An 18,218-nucleotide genomic window follows, 5' to 3' on the forward strand; every position below is an offset into this window, starting at 1 on the left:
TGTCCGACACTTTAAATTTGCGTGGCTTTGCTGCCTAATGACAGCTGTTGACCGAGGGATAACCAAAAGTAATCACCTATGCTGCCACCCCTGACTACCATGGCTTCGCGCCTGCGCATGCGCCAGTTGCGCCTGCTGATCAGCCTCGACGAGCTGGGCTCGATCCACAAGGCCGCCCAGGCCCTGTCGATTACCCAGCCGGGCGCGACCAAGGCCCTCAATGAAATCGAATCGACCCTGGGCGCGGTGCTGTTCGAGCGCACCAGCAAGGGGCTGGAGGCCAATGACCTGGGGCGCTGCGTGGTGCGTTATGCGCGCCTGATCAATACCGACCTGGCGCACCTGCGCGAAGAGATGATCGGTATTCTGCAGGGCCACGGCGGGCGGCTGTCGGTGGGGTCGATCATGGGGGCGGTACCGATGCTGGTGGAGGGCCTGGCGCGTCTGCGCGAGAGCCAGCCGGACCTGTCGGTATCGATCGTCGAGGACACCAGCGACCGCCTGCTCAGCTTGCTCGATCAGGGCCGTCTGGATGTGGTGATCTGCCGAACCAGCGTGAGCCCGCGACCGGGCGCCTATGTGAGCCGGGCCAGGCATCAGGAGCAGTTGGTGGTGGTGGCCAATCTGCAGCACCCGCTGGTGGGGTGTGCCGAGTTGAGGCTCGAGGCGTTGGCCGATTCACGCTGGGTGGTGTTTCCGGTGAACATGCCGATGCGCTTGACGCTGGAGCGTGAATTTCGTGAGGCGGGTTTGAGCTTTCCGCTGTATCCCATTGAAACTTCATCAACTTTTACCACGCTCACGTTGCTGTTGCAGGACCGTGGGCTGGTGGCGGTGATGCCGTGGGACTCGGCCAGGATCGCGCTCGAGCATGGGATGCTGGCGCAACTGCCGCTGGAATTGAACTCGCGCAGCGAGCCCTATGAGGTGGTCACGCGCAAGGGGGTGGAACTGCCGGTGCCGGCGAAACGGTTGGCGCGAATCAGGCCGTAGAGCCGACCTTCTTCGCCGCCTGACCCTTGGCTGCCTGCTGGCGGCAGGCCTGGCCGAAGGCTTCGAACATCTTCACCGAGTCCGGGTTCTGCGCCGCCTGCCATTCCGGGTGCCATTGCACCGCGAACAGGAACGGCGACAGGCTTGGTGCATGGATCGCTTCCACCAGCCCGTCTTCGGCACGTGCCAGTGGCTCGAGGCCTTCACCCAGGGTCTTCAGGCCCTGGCCATGCAGCGAGTTGACGCGGATTTCATCGCTCTGCAGCAGTTCGCGCAGCCAACTGCCGGCTTCCAGGCGCACGCTGTGAACCTGGCTGTACTGCACATCAACCGGATCGTCGGGGTTCTCCCGGTGATCGTTGAAGCCTGGCTCGGCATAGACCTTCTGGTAGATGTCGCCGCCCAGTGCCACGTTGATTTCCTGCATGCCGCGGCAGATACCGAAGATAGGCAGGCCACGGGCGATGGCCAGTTGCACCAGCGGCAGGTCGAACAGGTCGCGGTCGCGGTCCTGGGCCTTGCCCGGGGTTTCGTTCTCCTGGCCATACAGCGCCGGGTCGATGTTGCTGCCGGCACCGGTCAGGTACACGCCGTCGGCCATGTCCAGGTACTGCTCGAGGTCTTCGGTACCGCAGCAGGTCGGAACCAGAACCGGCACGCATCCGGCATGGTCGACCAGGGGTTGGATGTATTTGTGGGTCATTACCTGGTAGGCATGGCCCTTGCGTTCCTGGGCACCCATGGTCATGAGCACGACAGGCTTGCGCAGGGTCTGATTCTTATTGCCAATGTTGCTGTTGGGCATATGTCACCTTGGGACAGGCTCGGCCTGTCATTGTTGTGCAGGCGCATCGGGAACCGCTGACGCTACCTGAGGTTTCGAGCACTGCCGAGAGCGCCTGGAAGGACGACTCCCGGTCGAAACCTGTGACATAGCTTGCCAGAGCCGTTAAATATGTCAAACGGCTTTACCCTGTGGCAGGCTAATTTCCTTATGTTGTTTCTAGGAATATAACCCAACACCTTGTTTTATAAGGATTAATGTCAATTGTTAGCGTGCTTGGTAGTTCATTATATTTAACGTACGACTTTCGGCGTAGGCAACCAGGCCTCAGCTGGCCGGCTGGCCCTTGCGCCAGCGCCGCATGCCGGTGGTGATTGCGTACAGCAACCAGACAGCCCAGCCGACCAGCACGAACCAGCCGAACACGAAGGGTATGCCGATGACGCCCACCCCCAGCAGCAACAGGCCGATCCAGAACATGCGGATCTGGAAGGTGTAGTGGCTGCGGTCCAGGTCATTTGCGCCAGCGCGGCTCTGGTAGGCGTAGACCAGCCCGGCAGGCGCGGTGACCACCACCAGCAGGCTGATGAGGTACAGCACGTAGACCAGCATCGGGCCGTTGTCGCTGCTGCGGGTGTAGGTGCTCTGGTTCTGCTGCGCCTGGCGGTGGCGCGGCTTGTAGTAGGCCGTGTGGTCGGTGCTGTCGGGCTGCTGCGGTTGGCTTTGCGGCTTGCTCTGCGGCTTTGCGCGGCCATCCGGGTCGGGGCGTTGAATCTTGAAATCCTGCATGCTTGCTGTTCTCCACTGGAGTTGGAAGGCTTAAGCCTGGGCGTCGTGCATGACCTGAATCGCCGACTGGGTGCCGCGGGTCTGCTCGCGGTACTGGTAGGTGACCTTGTCGGTGGCGACCTTGCCGTTGTAGCCGCTCTTGATGGTTCTGACGATGTAGTTGAAGTCGCCCTTGCTGCGGGTGGTGACCACCACATTGGCCTTGCTGCGGGCACCGGACACGTAGCTGCCGACACGGCCCAGGGGCTCCTTGAGGCGCTTGTCGCGCTTGTTGACCAGGGCCTGGGGTACGTTCACCTGCATGGAGTCGACGGCATCGATGCTGGCGGCGCCCACCGCATTGCGCTCGTCGGCCGGCACCGCGACCTGGCGGGTACTGACCTGCACGGCGGCTACGTCGGCAGACTGGCGCTCGATGTCGGCCTGCACCTGCCGGGCCTGCTGCAGGTCTTTCTGGCGGCCGATGTAGTAGCCACTGGGGGCGCCCAGCGCGGCACCAATGGCGCAGCCCACACCGGGCTTGCCGCCGGTGCCGACCGCAATGATCGCGCCGCCCAGGCAGCCGGCAGCACCGCCCAGTGCGGTGCTGCCCATCTGCGAGTTCTGGCAGCCGCCGAGCAGCACGCTGCCAGCCAGAAGTACAAGGGTAAGGGTGGTCGAGCGGGTCAAGGTGGGGCTCCTCTCAGGCCGTGGCGGGGCGCTGTCATCAGTCGTTGTCGTGGTAGCCGTAGCTCAGGCCTTGCAGCAGGTGCAGGCGTATCGCTTCGTTGAGCGGGTAGAACAGCGGCTGCACCTGGGCGGTCCACTGCGCACCGTGGGCGATCACCCAGCCCATGGCGCCCAGGGTGCTGGCGCCTCGCTGCTTGAGGGTGAGAAACAGCGGCTGTTCGGTGACCTTGTTGCTGAACGGCATCGGCAGCGCCAGCACCACCACCGCGTACACCGCCAGCGCACCCCAGTAGGCGCGGCGCGGCACCGGGCGCACGGCGCGCAGGGCGAACAGGGTGCATTTGAACAGGTGGGTGAAGGCCCCCAGCAACGAGAACAGCAGGGCGATCATCGGCACGATCAGGGCGCGGTAGCTGTCGCGGCCGATGTCGGCCTTGTCGTTGCGCTCGCCATAGCGGGCCGGCTCGACCAGGCGTTCTTCGAGCAGTTGCTGGGCATCCAGGCGCAGGGTCGGGCGGTAGATCGCCTGTTCATAGGCGTCGAGCGACCAGTCGGGCTTGAGTGACAGGCTGTCGGGCAGGTACAGCGCGCTACGCCAGCGCTGCTGGATCGCCGGGTCGGCGAAGAACCCCTGGCGCGACAGGCCGGGTTTGATCCAGTCGCCCTGGATATGCTTGAACAGCTCGGTGCCGTAGGCGCCGCTGGCATGGCCCTGCACGCGCTTGGCCACGGCCAGGTTGAAGCCGGCGCGGTCGCCGGGTTGCCAGTTGTCACTCACCTGAATGCCCTTGTCATCCAGCATGCGGCGCACCTGCGGCCAGTGCCGGCGCGGCACGTTGCCTGGGGTCAGGCGGCGATTGCGCTGCTTGAGGGTCTGCACGTAATCGTCCCAGGCCTGCTGCTGATGCCGGGCGATGGCGGCCGGGCTGGTGGCGTCCAGGTAGCGCTGGCTGCCCTGGCGGTAGTTGCCGTACAGCTCGTCCAGCTCGGCCAGGGCCTCGCGGTAACGCTGGTAGTTGTCGGCCAGCGGGCCGCGGCGGGTTTCGGCGAACAGTTCGAAGAAGGCCAGGCCCTGCTGGCGCACCCGCTCTTCGAGGCGATCGACCGACTGCAACAGAATCGGCAGGGTGGCCAGCAGGGTCTTGCCCTCGGGGCGCTTGTAGTCGTCGGTGCCCAGCTCCAGCCCCTTCAGGCCGAACTCGCGATGCACCAACAGGTAGCTGATGGGCACGCCCAGCACGGCGCGGGCACGCTCCTGCGGGGTGGAGGTGGCGACCAGGTGGTTGATCAGGGCCAGCTGCGCATAAAACACCACCAGCAGGCAGCTGCCCACCGTCAGCGCAGACCAGGCCAGCGTGCGGCCCAGGCTCCAGTACTGGCTGCAGGCCCTTTTCAGTACCCAGCCCAGGCCCAGCAGGGCCACGGCGGTGCCGGCGATCAGGCGTCCGTAGAATTCGATCGACTCGACCTGGGCGGGGCTGGCCAGCCCGCCCACCACATCCAGCAGGCGTGCGTTGAAGCCCATCTCGACGAGCAGGTAACACAGCGTCAGCCCCAGCATCAGGCGGGCCACGAAGCGTTGCTGCTGGCGGGGCGTTGACGCACGTGCCACGACAGGCCGGCGCAGCCACTCGCGCCATGGCCGGCCCGTCAGGTCGGGCGACAGGCGGCTGTTCACGGCTAGTGTTCCAGCTCGGAGGTCAGGTCGAGCGTCACCCGGCGCTGGGCCGGCGCCGCGGTTTTGGCGCGGTCGACCACTTCAGTGGCGACCTGGGGCGTGACCTGCGGCGCGGCCGATGGCGCTGCTGCCGGGGCAGGCTTTGGCGGTTTGGCTTCGACCCTGGCCACCGCGGGCGCGGGCCTGGGTTGCGGCGGGGGCGTCGGGGCCACGGCGTGCTGGACGGGTGCAGGGCGTGGCGCTGCGGCCCTGGCAGGGGCTGGTGTCGCCTTGGCCAGGCCCTTGAGCAGGTTCGGCAGGTCGACCCGCAGCGGGCCGCGGAACTGCCGGTCGAGCGACGAGTAGGTCCAGGCCGCCGACTGCGTGCCGTTGAGCTGCATCGCCACCAGGCTTTTGCCGTCTTCGGCGCGCTGCAAGGCCAGCATGTCGGAACAGCCGCCCAGGCGGTAAGGCCCCCACGCCGAGGTGCCGGACAACACCACCAGCGCGCTTTGCGAGTCGCATTGCGGCGTGCGGTAGCTGAGCACCACGGCGGTTTCGCCCTGCAGGTCGTAGGTGCCCTCCACATTGGTTTCGCGCCACTGCGCTGGCAGCTGCAATTGCAGCTTGCGCTGGGGCAGCGTGAGGTAGGCGTGCCCCTGCGGGGTTTCCATGTGGTTGATCGGGCCGGCAGCCGAGGGGTGGGTGCCGATCAACTGGTCGGCCAGCGCGCCGGATGCCTGGAAGGCGAGCCCGGCCATTAGCCAGCAGGCCAGGGCGAGTGCGCTGAAACGTGAGGGGGTGTGGTGTTTCAAAGAGTGCTTCCCTGTACTGATGGCGCGCGTGACCCGCTGCGCGGGATGGTAGCACAGGGCTACATATTGGGCAGTTTCATACAAGAATTGCTGACAACCGAAACGTGACGCGTAGCGCACGCCAGGGGCGGCGTGGCATTCTGTGGCATTACGCCAGCAGGCGAAAACAGGACGCGCGCATTGAGACGGAGTAGACGATGACCCAGGCATTCACCCGCACCGTGGAGCAAGCACTGCGCAGCCGCCTGCAGGGGTGCGGCTATGACACCTCCGATCTCGAGCTGACCGTGCAGCAGGGCGAGGACAAGGGGCGCGCGGTGAGCGTGAGCCGGCGCTGGAGCCTGGTGACCGAAGTGCGCCGCGAGTCGGCTTCGGTGGGGCTGCGGATCAATTCGGTGAGCGAACACCAGCTCGAGCAGTCGATGGCCGAGCAGCGTCAAGTGCTGCTGGGCAGGGGCGCGGCGCATTACAAGAACCGTGTGCTCAAGGGGCTGGGCAGCAATCCCGCGCATTTTCTGCGCAGCCAGCAGGTGAAGCTGTTTGCCCTGGACCCGCTCTACACCAGCCATACCTGCGGCACCTGCAGCGGTTACGGCAAGCAGCGCTGCACCGCGTGCAACGGCAGTTGCAAGCTAAGATGCAGCAGTTGCAGCGGCAAGGGCCGCACGCAGTGCTGGGGCTGTGGCGGCTCCGGCCGCACCGGCAGTGGCAGTTGTGCCTACTGCATGGGCGCAGGCGGCGACAACTGCCCCAGTTGTGTGGGCGGCTCTGTGGCGTGCGGCTGCATGGGGGGGCAGGTGACCTGCGGCGGCTGTTTGGGCGACAAGTTCATCTGCACCCGCTACACCCTGGAGGTGTCGGCCAAGGCAGTCGGCAATTCGGTACACCTGAAGTCCAACGATACCTGGCTCAAGCCTTACGTCGACGAGTGGGGGGATGAGCCCGAAACCATCGAGCGGGCTGCCGAAGGGTTCGCCGCGCCCTATTACCCGGACAACACACCCGAGAAGGGCGACCTGGTACTGAGCGTGGACGGCACCTGCTATTACAGCCAGGCCCAGGTGCGTGCCGGACGGCGCAGCATCCGTTGCAACATGCTTGGCCGCTACCGGCATGTGGTGTTCGATGACGGGCTGGCCGCCAGCTACTTCGACAGGGTGATCGAGCAGTTGGAAAACCCGGCAGACATCGAACAGGTGGCCCTGGCCAGTGAGCGTTCGGTGGCCCGGCGCATGATCGAGGAGTCTGGACACGTGAATTACGTCAGCCAGCTGTCGGACGTGAAAAACGGCACGGTCAGCCCCGAGCAGGCCAATCGCTTCTTCGCGCTGCGCAAGAACGCCTCGGACCAGCAGACGGCCCTGCGCAGCAAATTGGAGCCCAGGCTGGTGCTGCGCCGTGCGCTGGGTTACTTCTGGCGGCTGAGCCTGCTGATGCTGGTGCTGTTCTTTTTCAGCGCGGGCAAGCTTCTGGAGGTGAAGTTCGGCGGGCCGCAGGTGCTGTTCAGGTCCGATGGCCCGGCCACGGTGTGGGCCATGTTCAAGCATTACCTGGTGCTGCCGTTCACCAGCCCGATCAACGGGGTGATGCTGGTGGGCGTGGGGCTGCTGTGCACCTGGCTGTTCAAGGACATGCTGTGGCACCGCATGAACCGCTTCATGGGCAAGGGCCCGGGCAATCGGCTGCTGGCCGCCGTGGTGCTGGCCTTCTGCCTGATGCCGCTGCTGGCGTTGTTCCCGGACACGCCGATCGCCCTGCTGCGGGACGGGCCACGCCTGCAGCACATGCTGCCCAATGCGCTGGTCGGCATGCTGGGGGCCTTGCCCACGCTGGTGCCGCTGTCGCTGCTGCTGGCCCTGGTGTTCAACCGCGCGCTCAACGCGCCGGCCATCGATGCGCGGCTGCGGCGCATGAACTTCGACGTGTGAGGGGGCAAGGGCAGGGCGTGTACCTGTCCTATACTTCGCGTATCCGCAACAGCTGGCTGTCGTTGATCGGATCGAGACGTCTCGATGCCGCCGGTAGTGCCTGTAGTCGTAGTCGCAGCTGAGCCGTCACTCAATCAGCGCTGCGCAGGGGTATAGCCATGGACATCGTGAGTCTGGTCATTCAGGTCATCAGTGGTGTGGTAGGCGGCAATGCCGCCGGCATGAGCAAGCAGAGCATGGGGCCGTTGCTCAATTCGATCTTTGGCGGGGTGGGCGGGGTGATCGTGGGCCAGATACTGGCCGCGATCACCGGTGAGCCAGGGGCCACCATGGGGGCTGGCGGGTCGCTGGACATGGCGGCGATCATCAGCAGCATTGTCGGCGGTGGTGCCGGCGGCGCAGTGCTGACGTTCGTGGCCGGGTTCATCAAGTCGAAGATGCAGGCGCGCTAGGCGTAGTACGTGGTGGGCTCTTCGCGGGGCAAGCCCGCTCCTACAAGGCCGGCGTGAGCCCCTGTGGGAGCGGGCGTGACCCGCGAAAGGTCAGCGGCTTCAGTGCAGAATCTGCGCCAGGAAGCCCTTGGCCCGATCACTCTGCGGGTTGTTGAAGAACGCCTCGGGCGGGGCATCCTCGATGATCTGCCCGCCGTCCAGAAACAGCACGCGCTCGGCCACCTGTCGCGCAAAGCCCATTTCGTGGGTCACACACAGCATGGTCATGCCGGTGTCGGCAAGCTTGACCAGCACATCCAGCACTTCGGCGACCATCTCCGGGTCCAGTGCCGAGGTCGGCTCGTCGAACAGCATGATCTTTGGCTTCATGCACAGCGCCCGGGCGATTGCCACGCGCTGCTGCTGCCCGCCCGACAGCTGGCTGGGGTACTTGCCCGCCTGGCTCTCGATGCCCACCTTGTTCAGGTAGAACCGTGCCCGCTCCTCGGCCTCCTTGCGCGACAGGCCGCGCACGCTCATCGGCGCCAGGGTGCAGTTGTCGAGCACGCTCATGTGCGGGAACAGGTTGAAGTGCTGGAACACCATGCCGATCTCGCTGCGCACCTCGGCGGCCTGGCGCGTGGTCAGCGCCAGGTCGGTGTCGTTGACCAGCAGGGTGCCTTTTTCGGCGATCTCCAGGCGGTTGATGCAGCGGATCAGCGTCGACTTGCCCGAGCCGGACGGCCCGCACAGCACGATGCGCTCACCTTCACGCACCTTGAGGTCGACGTCGCGCAGTACGTGAAAGTCGCCATAGAACTTGTTCAGCCCGTCGATGCTCACCACGACCTTGCGCGGGTCGGGGTGCGTGTCGGGGCGTGCAGCGGCAAGGCTCAGTGGTGCGGTCATGTTGTTGTTCTCCGCGATCTCAGTGTTCGAAGCGGTCGGCGCCATAGGGCGTCGGGTCGGTAAAGGTGTTCTCGCCGGTAATCATTTCTGCCAGCAGGCGCCCGCATACCGGGCCCAGGGTGAGGCCGTGGTGGGCGTGGCCGAAGTTGAACCACAGGCCCTTGTGCCGCGGCGCCGGGCCGATCACCGGGCGCATGTCCGGCAGGCAGGGGCGTCGGCCCAGCCACGGCGCGTCCTGGGTGCGCTCGCCCAGCGGGAACAGCTGGCGGGCGATGGCTTCGCAGCGCTGCAACTGGACCTCGTTGGCCGCATCGTCGCTGGCGGCGAACTCGATGCCGGTGGTCAGGCGAATACCCTGGGCCATCGGTGCCAGCACGAAGCCGCCCTGCACGTCGCACAGTGAATGCTTGAGTGCAGCACCGGCCTTGGCATGGAAATGTACGTGATAGCCGCGCTTGACCTCCAGCGGGATGTCGTAGCCCAGCGGGCGGAACAGCTCGCCGGCCTGCGGGCCCAGCGCGATCACTGCCTCCGGTGCAGTGACCGGGCCCTGGCGGGTGTCGACCTGCCATTCGCTGGCCACCTGGCGCAGGGTGCGCGCATCGCCCTGGATGAACTGCCCGCCGCGCTTGACGAACAGCGCCGCGTAGCCGCGGGTGAGGCCGCCGGGGTTGCTCACGGTCTTGGGGTCGAGCCAGTGGATGCCGCCCACGGCGTTGGCGCTCAGGTCCGGTTCGCGATCGTGCAGTTGCTGCTTGTCGAGAATCTCGAACTGCAGGCCGTAGGGCTTGAGCGCCTGGGCATCGGCCACGGCCTGGGCCAGGGCAGGCTGGGTGCGGTACACCTCGATCCAGCCCTTGGCCTGCACCATGGCGCCCAGTTCGGCGGCCTCGATCAGTGCGTCGTGTTCCTCGACGCAGCGCTGCACCAGCGGCAGCATGGCGCGGGTGGCCTCGGCCAGGGGCGCCGGGGCGGAGTTCTTCCAGTACTGCAGCAACCAGGGCGCGGCCTTGGGCAGGTAGCTGAAGCTGTAGCGCACGTCGGGCTGGCGGTTGAGGCCGTAGCGCAGCAGCTTGGACAGCTCGCGCGGGAAGGCATAGGGGATCACGCTGGAGCGCTCGATCAGGCCGGCATTGCCGTGGCTGGTGCCGCTGCCCGGTTCGTCACGGTCGATCAGGATCACCTTGCGCCCGCGTGCTTGCAGGTGCAGGGCCGTGGAAACACCGACGATACCGGCGCCCAGAACGATGGTTTGGCAATGCATGAAAAAATCCTCTACGGCTACGGTTCAGCGCAGGTGGCGGCCCAGTCGGGCTTCTATGTGTTTGAGGCTGCGGCGCACGATCTCCACGATCAGCAGGTAGAGCACCGCGGCCCACAGGTAGATCTGGAAGTCGAAACTGCGCGAGAAGGCCAGCTTGGTCACGCCCATCAGGTCGTAGATGGTCACCAGCGAGGCGATTGCACTGGCCTTGATCATCAGAATCAGCTCGTTGCCCAGCGGGCCGATGGCCACGATCAGCGACTGCGGCAGGATCACCTTGAAGAAGGTGGTCGAGCGCTTCAGGCTCAGTGCCCTGGCCGCCTCGTATTGCCCGGGGGCCACGGCCATCAGGCTGCCGCGAAAGATCTCGGCCTGGTAGGCGGCGGTGTTCAGGGTGAAGGCCAGCAGGGTGCAGTACCAGGCTTCGCGGAAGAACCACCACATGCCGACGTCCTGCCAGAAGCTCTTGAGCGAGCCCAGCCCGTAGTACAGCAGAAACAGCTGCGCCAGCAGCGGCGAGCCCCGGAAGAAGTAGATGTAGCCGGCGCTCAGGCGTTGCAGCAGCACGTTGTTCGACAGCCGCGCCAGCGCCAGCAGCAGGCCCAGCAGGGCGCCCAGGGTGAAGGAGATGGCCACCAGTTTGCCGGTGACCAGCAGCCCGTCGATAAAGCGCGGGCCGTAGCGTTCGAGCAGGTCGGGGTCGACGAAGAACGCCAGCAGGGCATCGAGATTCATGTGCGTGCACTCCGCAGGTGACGGCTGGTGTGGCGTTCGATATAGGCGAAGACCCGGCCCGACAGCGCCGAGAACAGCAGGTAGCCCAGGCAGGCGACGGTGTAGAAGAACATCGGCTCCTTGGTCACGCTGACGGCCAGGTTGGTCTGGCGCATCAGGTCGACCAGCGAGATGGTCGACACCAGCGAGGTGTCCTTGAGCAGCGACAGCCAGTTGTTCGACAGGCCCGGCAGGGCGATGCGCACCAGCTGCGGGAACACCACCTTGCGGAAGGTGGTGGTTTTGCTCAGGCCCAGCGCGGCCGAGGCCTCGTACTGGCCCTTGGGAATGGTCTTGAACGCGCCCAGCCAGATTTCACTGGAGAACGCGGCGAACACCAGGCTGAAGGCGATCATGGCGGCGAGGAAGGTATTGATCATCACCTCGCCCTCGTAGCCCATGGCGGTGAGGATCTTCTGCGCGGCGATCTGGCAGCCGTAATAGATGATCAACAGCGTGAGCAGTTCGGGCAGGCCGCGAAATACCGTGGAGAACACGGTGGCCCAGGCGCGCGGAAAGCGTTTTTTCGGGCGGGCGGCCAGCGCCACGCCCAGGCCCAGCGGCAGGCCGATGGGCAGGCAGGCCAGGGCCAGGGAAATGGTCACCAGGGCGCCGGCCAGCAGGGCCTGGCCCCAGCCGCCGCTGGCGAAGGATAACAGGGACAGTTGTTCGATCATGCGCGAACCCTCGGCAAGACAACAGGGCCTCTTCGCCGGCAAGCCGGCTCCCACAGGGTCGCGGTTGACGCAAAACCCTGTGGGAGCTGGCTTGCCAGCGAATGCGGTCTTACTGGTAGATATCGAAGTCGAAGTATTTGCTGGAGATCTTCTGGTAAGTCCCGTTGGCGACGATCTCGTCCAGGGCCTTGTTCAGGCGCTCGCGCAGCGCCTCGTCTTCCTTGCGCACGGCGATAGAGGCATCGGCGGTGGTGCCCTTGACGTCACCCAGGATCTTGCAGCAGTCCTTGCCTGCCTTGCCCAGCCATTCGAGCAGCGGAAACTTGTCGGCAATCACCCCGTCCAGGCGCCCGGCGGCGAGGTCCGCGTTGGCTTCGTCCAGGGTCGGGTACAGCTTGACGTCGGCACCGGCCTTGCCATACACGTCTTCGGCGTAGATCGCCTGGGTGGAGGAGGACTGCGCGCCCACCGTGTAGCCCTTGAAGTCGGTCTGCGCGTCGGTGATCTCGCTGTCCTTGGGCACTGCGACCGACAGCGGTGTCTTGTAGTAGTGGTTGGTGAAGGCGATTTTCTTGCGGCGCTCTTCGGTGTTGATCATCGAGGCCACCACGGCGTCGTACTTCTTGGCCATCAGCGCCGGGATGATGCCTTCCCAGTCCTGGGCCACCACGGTGCACTCGACCTTCATCTGTTCGCACAGGGCCTTGGCGATGTCCACGTCAAAGCCGTGCAACTGGTTCTTGGAGTCGACGTAGTTGAACGGCGGGTAGGCGCCTTCGGTGGCGATCTTCAGGGTTTCGGCCTGGGCCGAGGTGATGCCGGCGAACAGCAGCGCGCATGCGCCTGCAAAGCGGAGGACGGGTTTCATGAAACACCTCGTGGTTGATTGCACTCTTGCTATTGTTTGCTCGTTGACGTGTAGCCAACGAATTCGTTGTGTAGAGCGGCAGTTGCTTCCAAGCGTTTTTCAACATCCGGCCCGAGCTTCTTGCAGACCTCGTTGACCATCAGGTGTACCCACGACAGCATCGTCGCGGTGGACTCCCAGAACAGATTGAATTCGGTGGGGATGCGAAACACCTCGTCGGCGTTGGCATCGGCCCAGTCACAGAAGGTGTCGGTAACCAGTGTTACCGGGATGCCCGCTTCGCGTGCCTTGCGACACAGCACCAGGGCGTGGCGCGAGTAGCGGCGCGCCTCGAACACCACCAGCGCGCAGTCGTGCGAGGCGCTGAGCAGCACTTCGCCGAAGTGCCCGGCGCTGCCGTCCACCACCTGCACGCCATCGCGCAGGTATTGCAGCAGGTGGCTCATGCACTGGGCGATACCGCGCTCGGTCTGGAACCCGGCAATGAACACCCGGCGCCGTTCGGCCAGGCGCCGGGCCACGGTGTGCCAGGCCTCGGTGCGGCTGTACTCGTAGACCCGCACCAGGGCGGCGACCTCCAGCTCTAGGCTGCGCGCGCGGTCGATGTCGTCCTTGCCCTGTTGTTGGCGAAATTCTTGCAACCGATCACCGACCAGCCATGGGCCATCGCCCAGGTCGTCCTTGAGATCGTGCTTGAGGGCCTTGAGGTGCTCGTAGCCGAGCGAGCGGCAGAAACGCCCGACACTCGATTCGCTGACGCCGATTTTTGCCGCCAGGCTGGCCGAGGTCTCGAAGGGCAGGTCGGTGAAATGGGCGAGCATGTACGTGGCGATCTTGCGACCTGAGGCCGCCGCATGTTGCAGGCTGTTTTCCAGGCGTTGCTTGATCGGTTGGCTCACGGACGATTCTCGACGGCGGTTGCGCTGGGAATAGAAAATGAATGTTTTCTGTCATCAAGTCAACATTTGACAGTTTGCTGTCAATCGGAGGAAAGTCCGCTATCGCTCACTGCTGTCGCCCATACCAATTCCAACAAGGGAGCTTCAGATGTCCGCAGCTGTTCACCACTTGCCCCAGGCCGATCTCGAGCGCCTGTTGCAGCAGATTTTCGTGCGCCACGGCACCAGCGAATCGGTTGCCCGCACGCTGGCCGCCAACTGCGCCAGCGCCCAGCGCGACGGCGCCCATAGCCACGGGGTATTCCGGATTCCCGCCTATGTGTCGACCCTGGCCAGTGGCTGGGTCAACGGCACGGCGGTGCCCCAGGTGCAGGACGTGGCCAGCGGCTACGTACGGGTCGATGCCGGGGGCGGTTTTGCCCAGCCGGCGCTTGAGGCGGCGCGGGCGCTGCTGGTGGAAAAGGCCCGCAGTGCCGGCATTGCGGTGCTGGCGATACACAACTCGCATCACTTCGCGGCCCTGTGGCCGGATGTCGAGCCCTTTGCCGAAGAAGGCCTGGTGGCCCTGAGCGTGGTCAACAGCATGACCTGCGTGGTGCCGCACGGCGCGCGCAAGCCACTGTTCGGTACCAACCCCATCGCGTTCGCCGCACCCTGTGCCGGGCATGCGCCGATCGTGTTCGACATGGCCACCAGCGCCATCGCCCATGGTGACGTGCAGATTGCCGCGCGCAAGGGCGAGCAGTTGCCCGAAGGCATGGGCGTGGACCGCGACGGGCAGCCGACCTGCGACCCGCAGGCGATTCTCGACGGGGGTGCCTTGCTGCCCTTTGGCGGGCACAAGGGCTCGGCGCTGTCGATGATGGTCGAGTTGCTGGCCGCGGCGCTGACCGGCGGCAACTTCTCGTTCGAGTTCGACTGGTCGCAGCACCCGGGCGCCAAGACCCCGTGGACCGGGCAACTGGTGATCGTGATCGACCCGACCAAGGCCGAAGGCAGCCGTTTTGCCGAGCGCAGCCGTGAACTGGTGGAACAGATGCAGGCGGTAGGCCTGACCCGCATGCCCGGCGAGCGGCGCTTGCGTGAGCGCGAGGCGTCGGCGCGGGACGGGGTGAGCGTGACGGCGCAGGAGTTCGAGCAGTTGCAGGTGTTGGCCAGGGGGTGACCCGCGGCCTTTTCTCCGGCGGATGCATGCGCAGCTGCACTGATCAGTTGCATCCAGGGTCATGTCACAAATCGGCGGCTACAGGTATCCTCGGCAGCGTCTTTCACGATTTGCCCAGACCCAAGGAGCTGCACGCTGTGTTCAAACATGTCGATGCCTATGCCGGCGATCCGATTCTCTCCCTGATGGAGACCTTCAAGGCCGATCCGCGTGCCAACAAGGTCAACCTGAGCATCGGCCTGTATTACGACGCCGCCGGTGTGGTGCCACAGCTGGCGGCAGTGGGCGAGGCGGAAAAACGCCTGGCCGACCAGCCCCACGAAGCCTCGCTGTACCTGCCGATGGAAGGCCTGGGCAGCTACCGCCAGGCGATCCAGGCGCTGCTGTTCGGCGCCGATCACCCGGCCGTGGGTGGCGCACGTGTGGCCACCGTGCAGACCGTGGGCGGCTCGGGTGCGCTGAAGGTCGGTGCCGACTTCCTCAAGCGCTATTTCGCCGACTCGCAGGTATGGGTCAGCGACCCGACCTGGGACAACCACCGCGCGATCTTCGAAGGCGCCGGGTTCAAGGTCAACACCTACCCGTACTTCGACCCGGCCACCCGTGGCCTGGACTTCGACGGCATGCTCGCCACCCTGCAGACCCTGCCGGCCAACAGCATCGTGCTGCTGCACCCGTGCTGCCACAACCCGACCGGGGTCGACCTGAACCAGGCGCAATGGCAGCAGGTGATCGAGGTGGTCAAGGCGCGCGAGCTGATTCCGTTCCTCGATATCGCCTACCAGGGCTTCGGTGAAGGCCTGGACGCCGACGCCTACGCCATTCGCGAGTTTGCCCGCGCCGGCGTGCCGTGCCTGGTCAGCAACTCGTTCTCCAAGATCTTCTCGCTGTATGGCGAGCGGGTTGGCGGCCTGTCGGTGGTCTGTGACGACAGCGCCACCGCGCAGAGCGTGCTGGGCCAGCTCAAGGCGACCGTGCGCCGCAACTACTCCAGCCCGCCCAACTTCGGTGCGCAACTGGTTGCGACGGTGCTTGGCGATGCCGGCCTGAATGCCCAGTGGCAGGCTGAAGTGGAGGGGATGCGCCTGCGTATCCTGGACATGCGCCAGGCGCTGGTGGATGCACTGGCGGTGCTGCTGCCGGGTCAGAACTTCGACTTCTTCCTGAGCCAGCGCGGCATGTTCAGCTACACCGGCTTCAGCGTGGAGCAGGTACGCCGGCTGCGTGACGAGTTCGGCGTGTACCTGATCGACAGCGGCCGGGTGTGCATGTCGGGCGTGCGCCCGGACAACCTGCAGCAGGTGGCCGAGGCGTTCGCGGCGGTGCACAAGACCGCATAACGGCCAGTTGCGGCTCAAGCCCGCTCCCACACGTACAGTGATGGCCTTGTGGGGGCGGGCTTGACCGGCGCTGCGCTGCCGGCAGGTGCAACCACTCCTCGGCAAGGGCTTTGCAAGTGCAACCAAAGCGCGCACAATCGCGCCCCTCTTTTACAGCTGGGGTGCGCCGATGCGTCTGTTTGGCCACTCCCAGCGATGTTGCAGTCTTGCGAGCGGAGTTGCACCCGGATGAATGAGCAGGCCCCGAGCGTTGATCAACGCTTCGAATCGACCCCCGCCGCCCTAGGTAGCTGGGCCCGGCAGGACACCACCTGGATGCTGGGCCTGTTCGGTACCGCCATCGGTGCCGGCACGCTGTTCCTGCCAATCAACGCCGGCCTCGGCGGCTTCTGGCCGCTGCTGATCCTCGCGCTGCTGGCCTTCCCGATGACCTACTACGCACACCGTGGCCTGACCCGCTTCGTGCTCTCGGGGCGTGACGGTGCCGACATCACCGAAGTGGTGGAGGAGCATTTCGGCCTCAGCGCCGGCGCCTGCATCACCTTGCTGTACTTCCTGGCCATCTTCCCCATCCTGCTGATCTACAGCGTGGCCCTGACCAACACGGTCAGCAGCTTCATGGAGCATCAACTGCACATGGCGCCGCCGCCGCGGGTGCTGCTGTCGTTCGTGCTGATCCTGGGCCTGCTGGTCATCGTGCGCTGCGGCGAGCAGGCCACCGTCAAGGTCATGAGCCTGCTGGTGTACCCCTTCATCGTGGCCCTGGCATTGCTGGCGGTGTTCCTGATACCGCACTGGAACGGCGGCATCCTCACGACCGCCACCGAGCTGCCATCGGGGTCGGCATTCGTGCACACCCTGTGGCTGGCGATTCCGGTGATGGTGTTCTCGTTCAACCACTCGCCGATCATTTCGGCCTTTGCCGTGGACCAGAAACGCCGCTACGGCGAGCACGCCGACGAGCGCAGCGGGCAGATCCTGCGGCGCGCGCACCTGCTGATGGTGGCGATGGTGATGTTCTTCGTGTTCAGCTGCGTGCTCACCCTGAACCCGGCGCAACTGGCCGAGGCCAAGGCGCAGAACCTGTCGATCCTGTCGTACCTGGCCAACCACTTCAGCAACCCGACCATCGAGTTCGCTGCACCGCTGATTGCCTTCATCGCCATCGCCAAGTCGTTCCTGGGCCATTACATCGGTGCCAGCGAAGGCCTCAAGGGCCTGGTGCTCAAGACGGGCAAGCGGCCGGGCGCCAAGGCCCTGGACCGGTTCACCGCAGCCTTCATGCTGGTGATCTGCTGGGTGGTGGCCACGCTCAACCCCAGCATCCTGAGCATGATCGAGTCGTTCGGCGGCCCGGTGATCGCGGCGATCCTGTTCCTGATGCCGATGTACGCCATCCGCCGCGTGCCGGCGATGCGCAAGTACAGTGGCGCGCTGTCCAACGTGTTCGTGGTCGTGGTGGGCCTGGTGGCCATCAGCGCCATCGTCTACTCGCTGGTCGGCTGAGGCTGGGGGCGGGCAGGGGTGCACACCCTTGCTCGCTCTTTGTCCACAAAAACTCTCTGGATATTCAACAATTTATCGCTGCCCCATAGGTGTCGGGGCACTTTCATGCTTAACTCTGGTCCTTTACTCACCCCCGCATAAGGACTTCTTTCATGGCTCAAGTGACTCTCAAAGGCAACCCGGTTCAGGTCAACGGCGAACTGCCGAAAGTCGGTGCCCAGGCACCTGCGTTTTCCCTGGTGGCGGGCGACCTGTCCGACGTGACCCTGGCTTCCTTCGCCGGCAAGCGTAAAGTGCTGAACATCTTCCCGAGCGTCGACACCCCGACCTGCGCCACCTCGGTGCGCCAGTTCAACGCCAAGGCCAACGAACTGGCCAACACCGTGGTACTGTGCATCTCGGCCGACCTGCCGTTCGCCCAGGCACGCTTCTGCGGCGCCGAAGGCCTGGAAAACGTCAAGAACCTGTCCACCCTGCGTGGTGCCGAATTCATCCAGAACTACGGCGTGGCCATCGCCGACGGCCCGCTCAAGGGCCTGACTGCCCGTGCAGTCGTGGTACTGGACGAAAACGACAAGGTGCTGCACGCCGAACTGGTCAAGGAAATCGCCGAAGAGCCGAACTACGACGCGGCGCTGGCGGTACTGAAGTAACGCATTCAGGCACCGCGAGTTTTCATGCACCGCATGGATGCCTTCGCTGGCAAGCCAGCTCCCACAGGGGGGCGGTGTTGAAATAGAAAGGTTATTT

General features: G+C 65.1%; 18 protein-coding genes. 7 read left to right on the top strand and 11 right to left on the bottom strand.

Annotated elements, in window-relative coordinates; genetic code table 11:
• The first annotated feature begins 78 nt into the window (after window positions 1-78).
• Window positions 79-993 (top strand): LysR family transcriptional regulator, encoded by a 915-nt coding sequence (locus tag MF6396_RS11535; RefSeq protein WP_078480357.1) that lies wholly within the window; start codon window positions 79-81, stop codon window positions 991-993.
• On the opposite strand, the gene MF6396_RS11540 is transcribed toward MF6396_RS11535, so the two are convergent.
• The 5 genes from MF6396_RS11540 to MF6396_RS29215 form a co-directional block, all read right to left on the bottom strand.
• A complete protein-coding gene (locus MF6396_RS11540; protein WP_043861344.1) occupies window positions 983-1,798 on the bottom strand; it encodes a gamma-glutamyl-gamma-aminobutyrate hydrolase family protein in 816 nt (271 codons plus the stop codon). The genes MF6396_RS11535 and MF6396_RS11540 overlap by 11 nt on opposite strands.
• Window positions 1,799-2,104: 306 nt before the next feature.
• Window positions 2,105-2,566: a DUF4870 family protein gene (locus tag MF6396_RS11545; RefSeq protein ID WP_054914589.1), complete on the bottom strand. Its 462-nt coding sequence runs from the start codon at window positions 2,564-2,566 to the stop codon at window positions 2,105-2,107.
• A 30-nt stretch (window positions 2,567-2,596) separates the two neighbouring features.
• A complete protein-coding gene (locus MF6396_RS11550) occupies window positions 2,597-3,235 on the bottom strand; it encodes a glycine zipper domain-containing protein (protein ID WP_058540130.1) in 639 nt (212 codons plus the stop codon).
• A 37-nt stretch (window positions 3,236-3,272) separates the two neighbouring features.
• On the bottom strand, window positions 3,273-4,913 hold the full coding sequence (locus MF6396_RS11555; protein ID WP_078480359.1) for a hypothetical protein: 1,641 nt from the start codon (window positions 4,911-4,913) through the stop codon (window positions 3,273-3,275).
• 2 nt (window positions 4,914-4,915) lie between these two features.
• The gene (locus tag MF6396_RS29215) at window positions 4,916-5,707 is read right to left on the bottom strand and encodes a hypothetical protein (protein WP_153046083.1); all 792 of its coding nucleotides are present in this window, start codon (window positions 5,705-5,707) and stop codon (window positions 4,916-4,918) included.
• Between the two features lie 197 nt (window positions 5,708-5,904).
• Between MF6396_RS29215 and MF6396_RS11565 the strand changes: the two genes are divergently transcribed.
• Complete coding sequence (locus MF6396_RS11565; RefSeq protein WP_078480361.1) at window positions 5,905-7,635, top strand: hypothetical protein; 1,731 nt, start codon at window positions 5,905-5,907, stop codon at window positions 7,633-7,635.
• A gap of 158 nt (window positions 7,636-7,793) precedes the next feature.
• On the top strand, window positions 7,794-8,087 hold the full coding sequence (locus MF6396_RS11570; protein ID WP_078480362.1) for a hypothetical protein: 294 nt from the start codon (window positions 7,794-7,796) through the stop codon (window positions 8,085-8,087).
• Window positions 8,088-8,186: 99 nt separating this feature from the next.
• On the opposite strand, the gene MF6396_RS11575 is transcribed toward MF6396_RS11570, so the two are convergent.
• The 6 genes from MF6396_RS11575 to MF6396_RS11600 form a co-directional block, all read right to left on the bottom strand.
• The gene (locus MF6396_RS11575) at window positions 8,187-8,975 is read right to left on the bottom strand and encodes an amino acid ABC transporter ATP-binding protein (protein WP_043861496.1); all 789 of its coding nucleotides are present in this window, start codon (window positions 8,973-8,975) and stop codon (window positions 8,187-8,189) included.
• A gap of 19 nt (window positions 8,976-8,994) precedes the next feature.
• Window positions 8,995-10,239 (bottom strand): NAD(P)/FAD-dependent oxidoreductase, encoded by a 1,245-nt coding sequence (locus MF6396_RS11580; RefSeq protein ID WP_054914584.1) that lies wholly within the window; start codon window positions 10,237-10,239, stop codon window positions 8,995-8,997.
• 24 nt (window positions 10,240-10,263) lie between these two features.
• Window positions 10,264-10,974 carry an ABC transporter permease gene (locus MF6396_RS11585; RefSeq protein ID WP_043861426.1) on the bottom strand — a complete coding sequence of 237 codons (711 nt, stop codon included), beginning with the start codon at window positions 10,972-10,974 and terminating at the stop codon, window positions 10,264-10,266.
• A complete protein-coding gene (locus tag MF6396_RS11590; protein WP_078480364.1) occupies window positions 10,971-11,690 on the bottom strand; it encodes an ABC transporter permease in 720 nt (239 codons plus the stop codon). The genes MF6396_RS11585 and MF6396_RS11590 overlap by 4 nt, the downstream gene beginning before the upstream one ends.
• Before the next feature lie 109 nt (window positions 11,691-11,799).
• Window positions 11,800-12,558 (bottom strand): ABC transporter substrate-binding protein, encoded by a 759-nt coding sequence (locus tag MF6396_RS11595; RefSeq protein ID WP_054914583.1) that lies wholly within the window; start codon window positions 12,556-12,558, stop codon window positions 11,800-11,802.
• Window positions 12,559-12,587: 29 nt separating this feature from the next.
• Window positions 12,588-13,457, bottom strand: a complete 870-nt coding sequence (locus tag MF6396_RS11600) for a MurR/RpiR family transcriptional regulator (RefSeq protein ID WP_043861429.1) — start codon at window positions 13,455-13,457, stop codon at window positions 12,588-12,590.
• 148 nt (window positions 13,458-13,605) lie between these two features.
• On the opposite strand from MF6396_RS11600, the gene MF6396_RS11605 reads away from it, so the two are divergent.
• The 4 genes from MF6396_RS11605 (at window position 13,606) to tpx (ending at window position 18,121) form a co-directional block, all read left to right on the top strand.
• Window positions 13,606-14,622: an Ldh family oxidoreductase gene (locus tag MF6396_RS11605; protein ID WP_078480365.1), complete on the top strand. Its 1,017-nt coding sequence runs from the start codon at window positions 13,606-13,608 to the stop codon at window positions 14,620-14,622.
• Window positions 14,623-14,759: 137 nt separating this feature from the next.
• Window positions 14,760-15,962: an amino acid aminotransferase gene (locus MF6396_RS11610; protein ID WP_043861431.1), complete on the top strand. Its 1,203-nt coding sequence runs from the start codon at window positions 14,760-14,762 to the stop codon at window positions 15,960-15,962.
• Window positions 15,963-16,190: 228 nt separating this feature from the next.
• Window positions 16,191-17,468: a serine/threonine transporter gene (locus tag MF6396_RS11615; protein ID WP_043861432.1), complete on the top strand. Its 1,278-nt coding sequence runs from the start codon at window positions 16,191-16,193 to the stop codon at window positions 17,466-17,468.
• Window positions 17,469-17,620: 152 nt separating this feature from the next.
• A complete protein-coding gene (gene tpx / locus MF6396_RS11620) occupies window positions 17,621-18,121 on the top strand; it encodes a thiol peroxidase (RefSeq protein WP_043861433.1) in 501 nt (166 codons plus the stop codon).
• The last annotated feature ends 97 nt before the right edge of the window (window positions 18,122-18,218 follow it).

It is taken from the genome of Pseudomonas sp. MF6396 (genome assembly GCF_002018915.1).
Lineage (GTDB): Bacteria > Pseudomonadota > Gammaproteobacteria > Pseudomonadales > Pseudomonadaceae > Aquipseudomonas > Aquipseudomonas palmensis.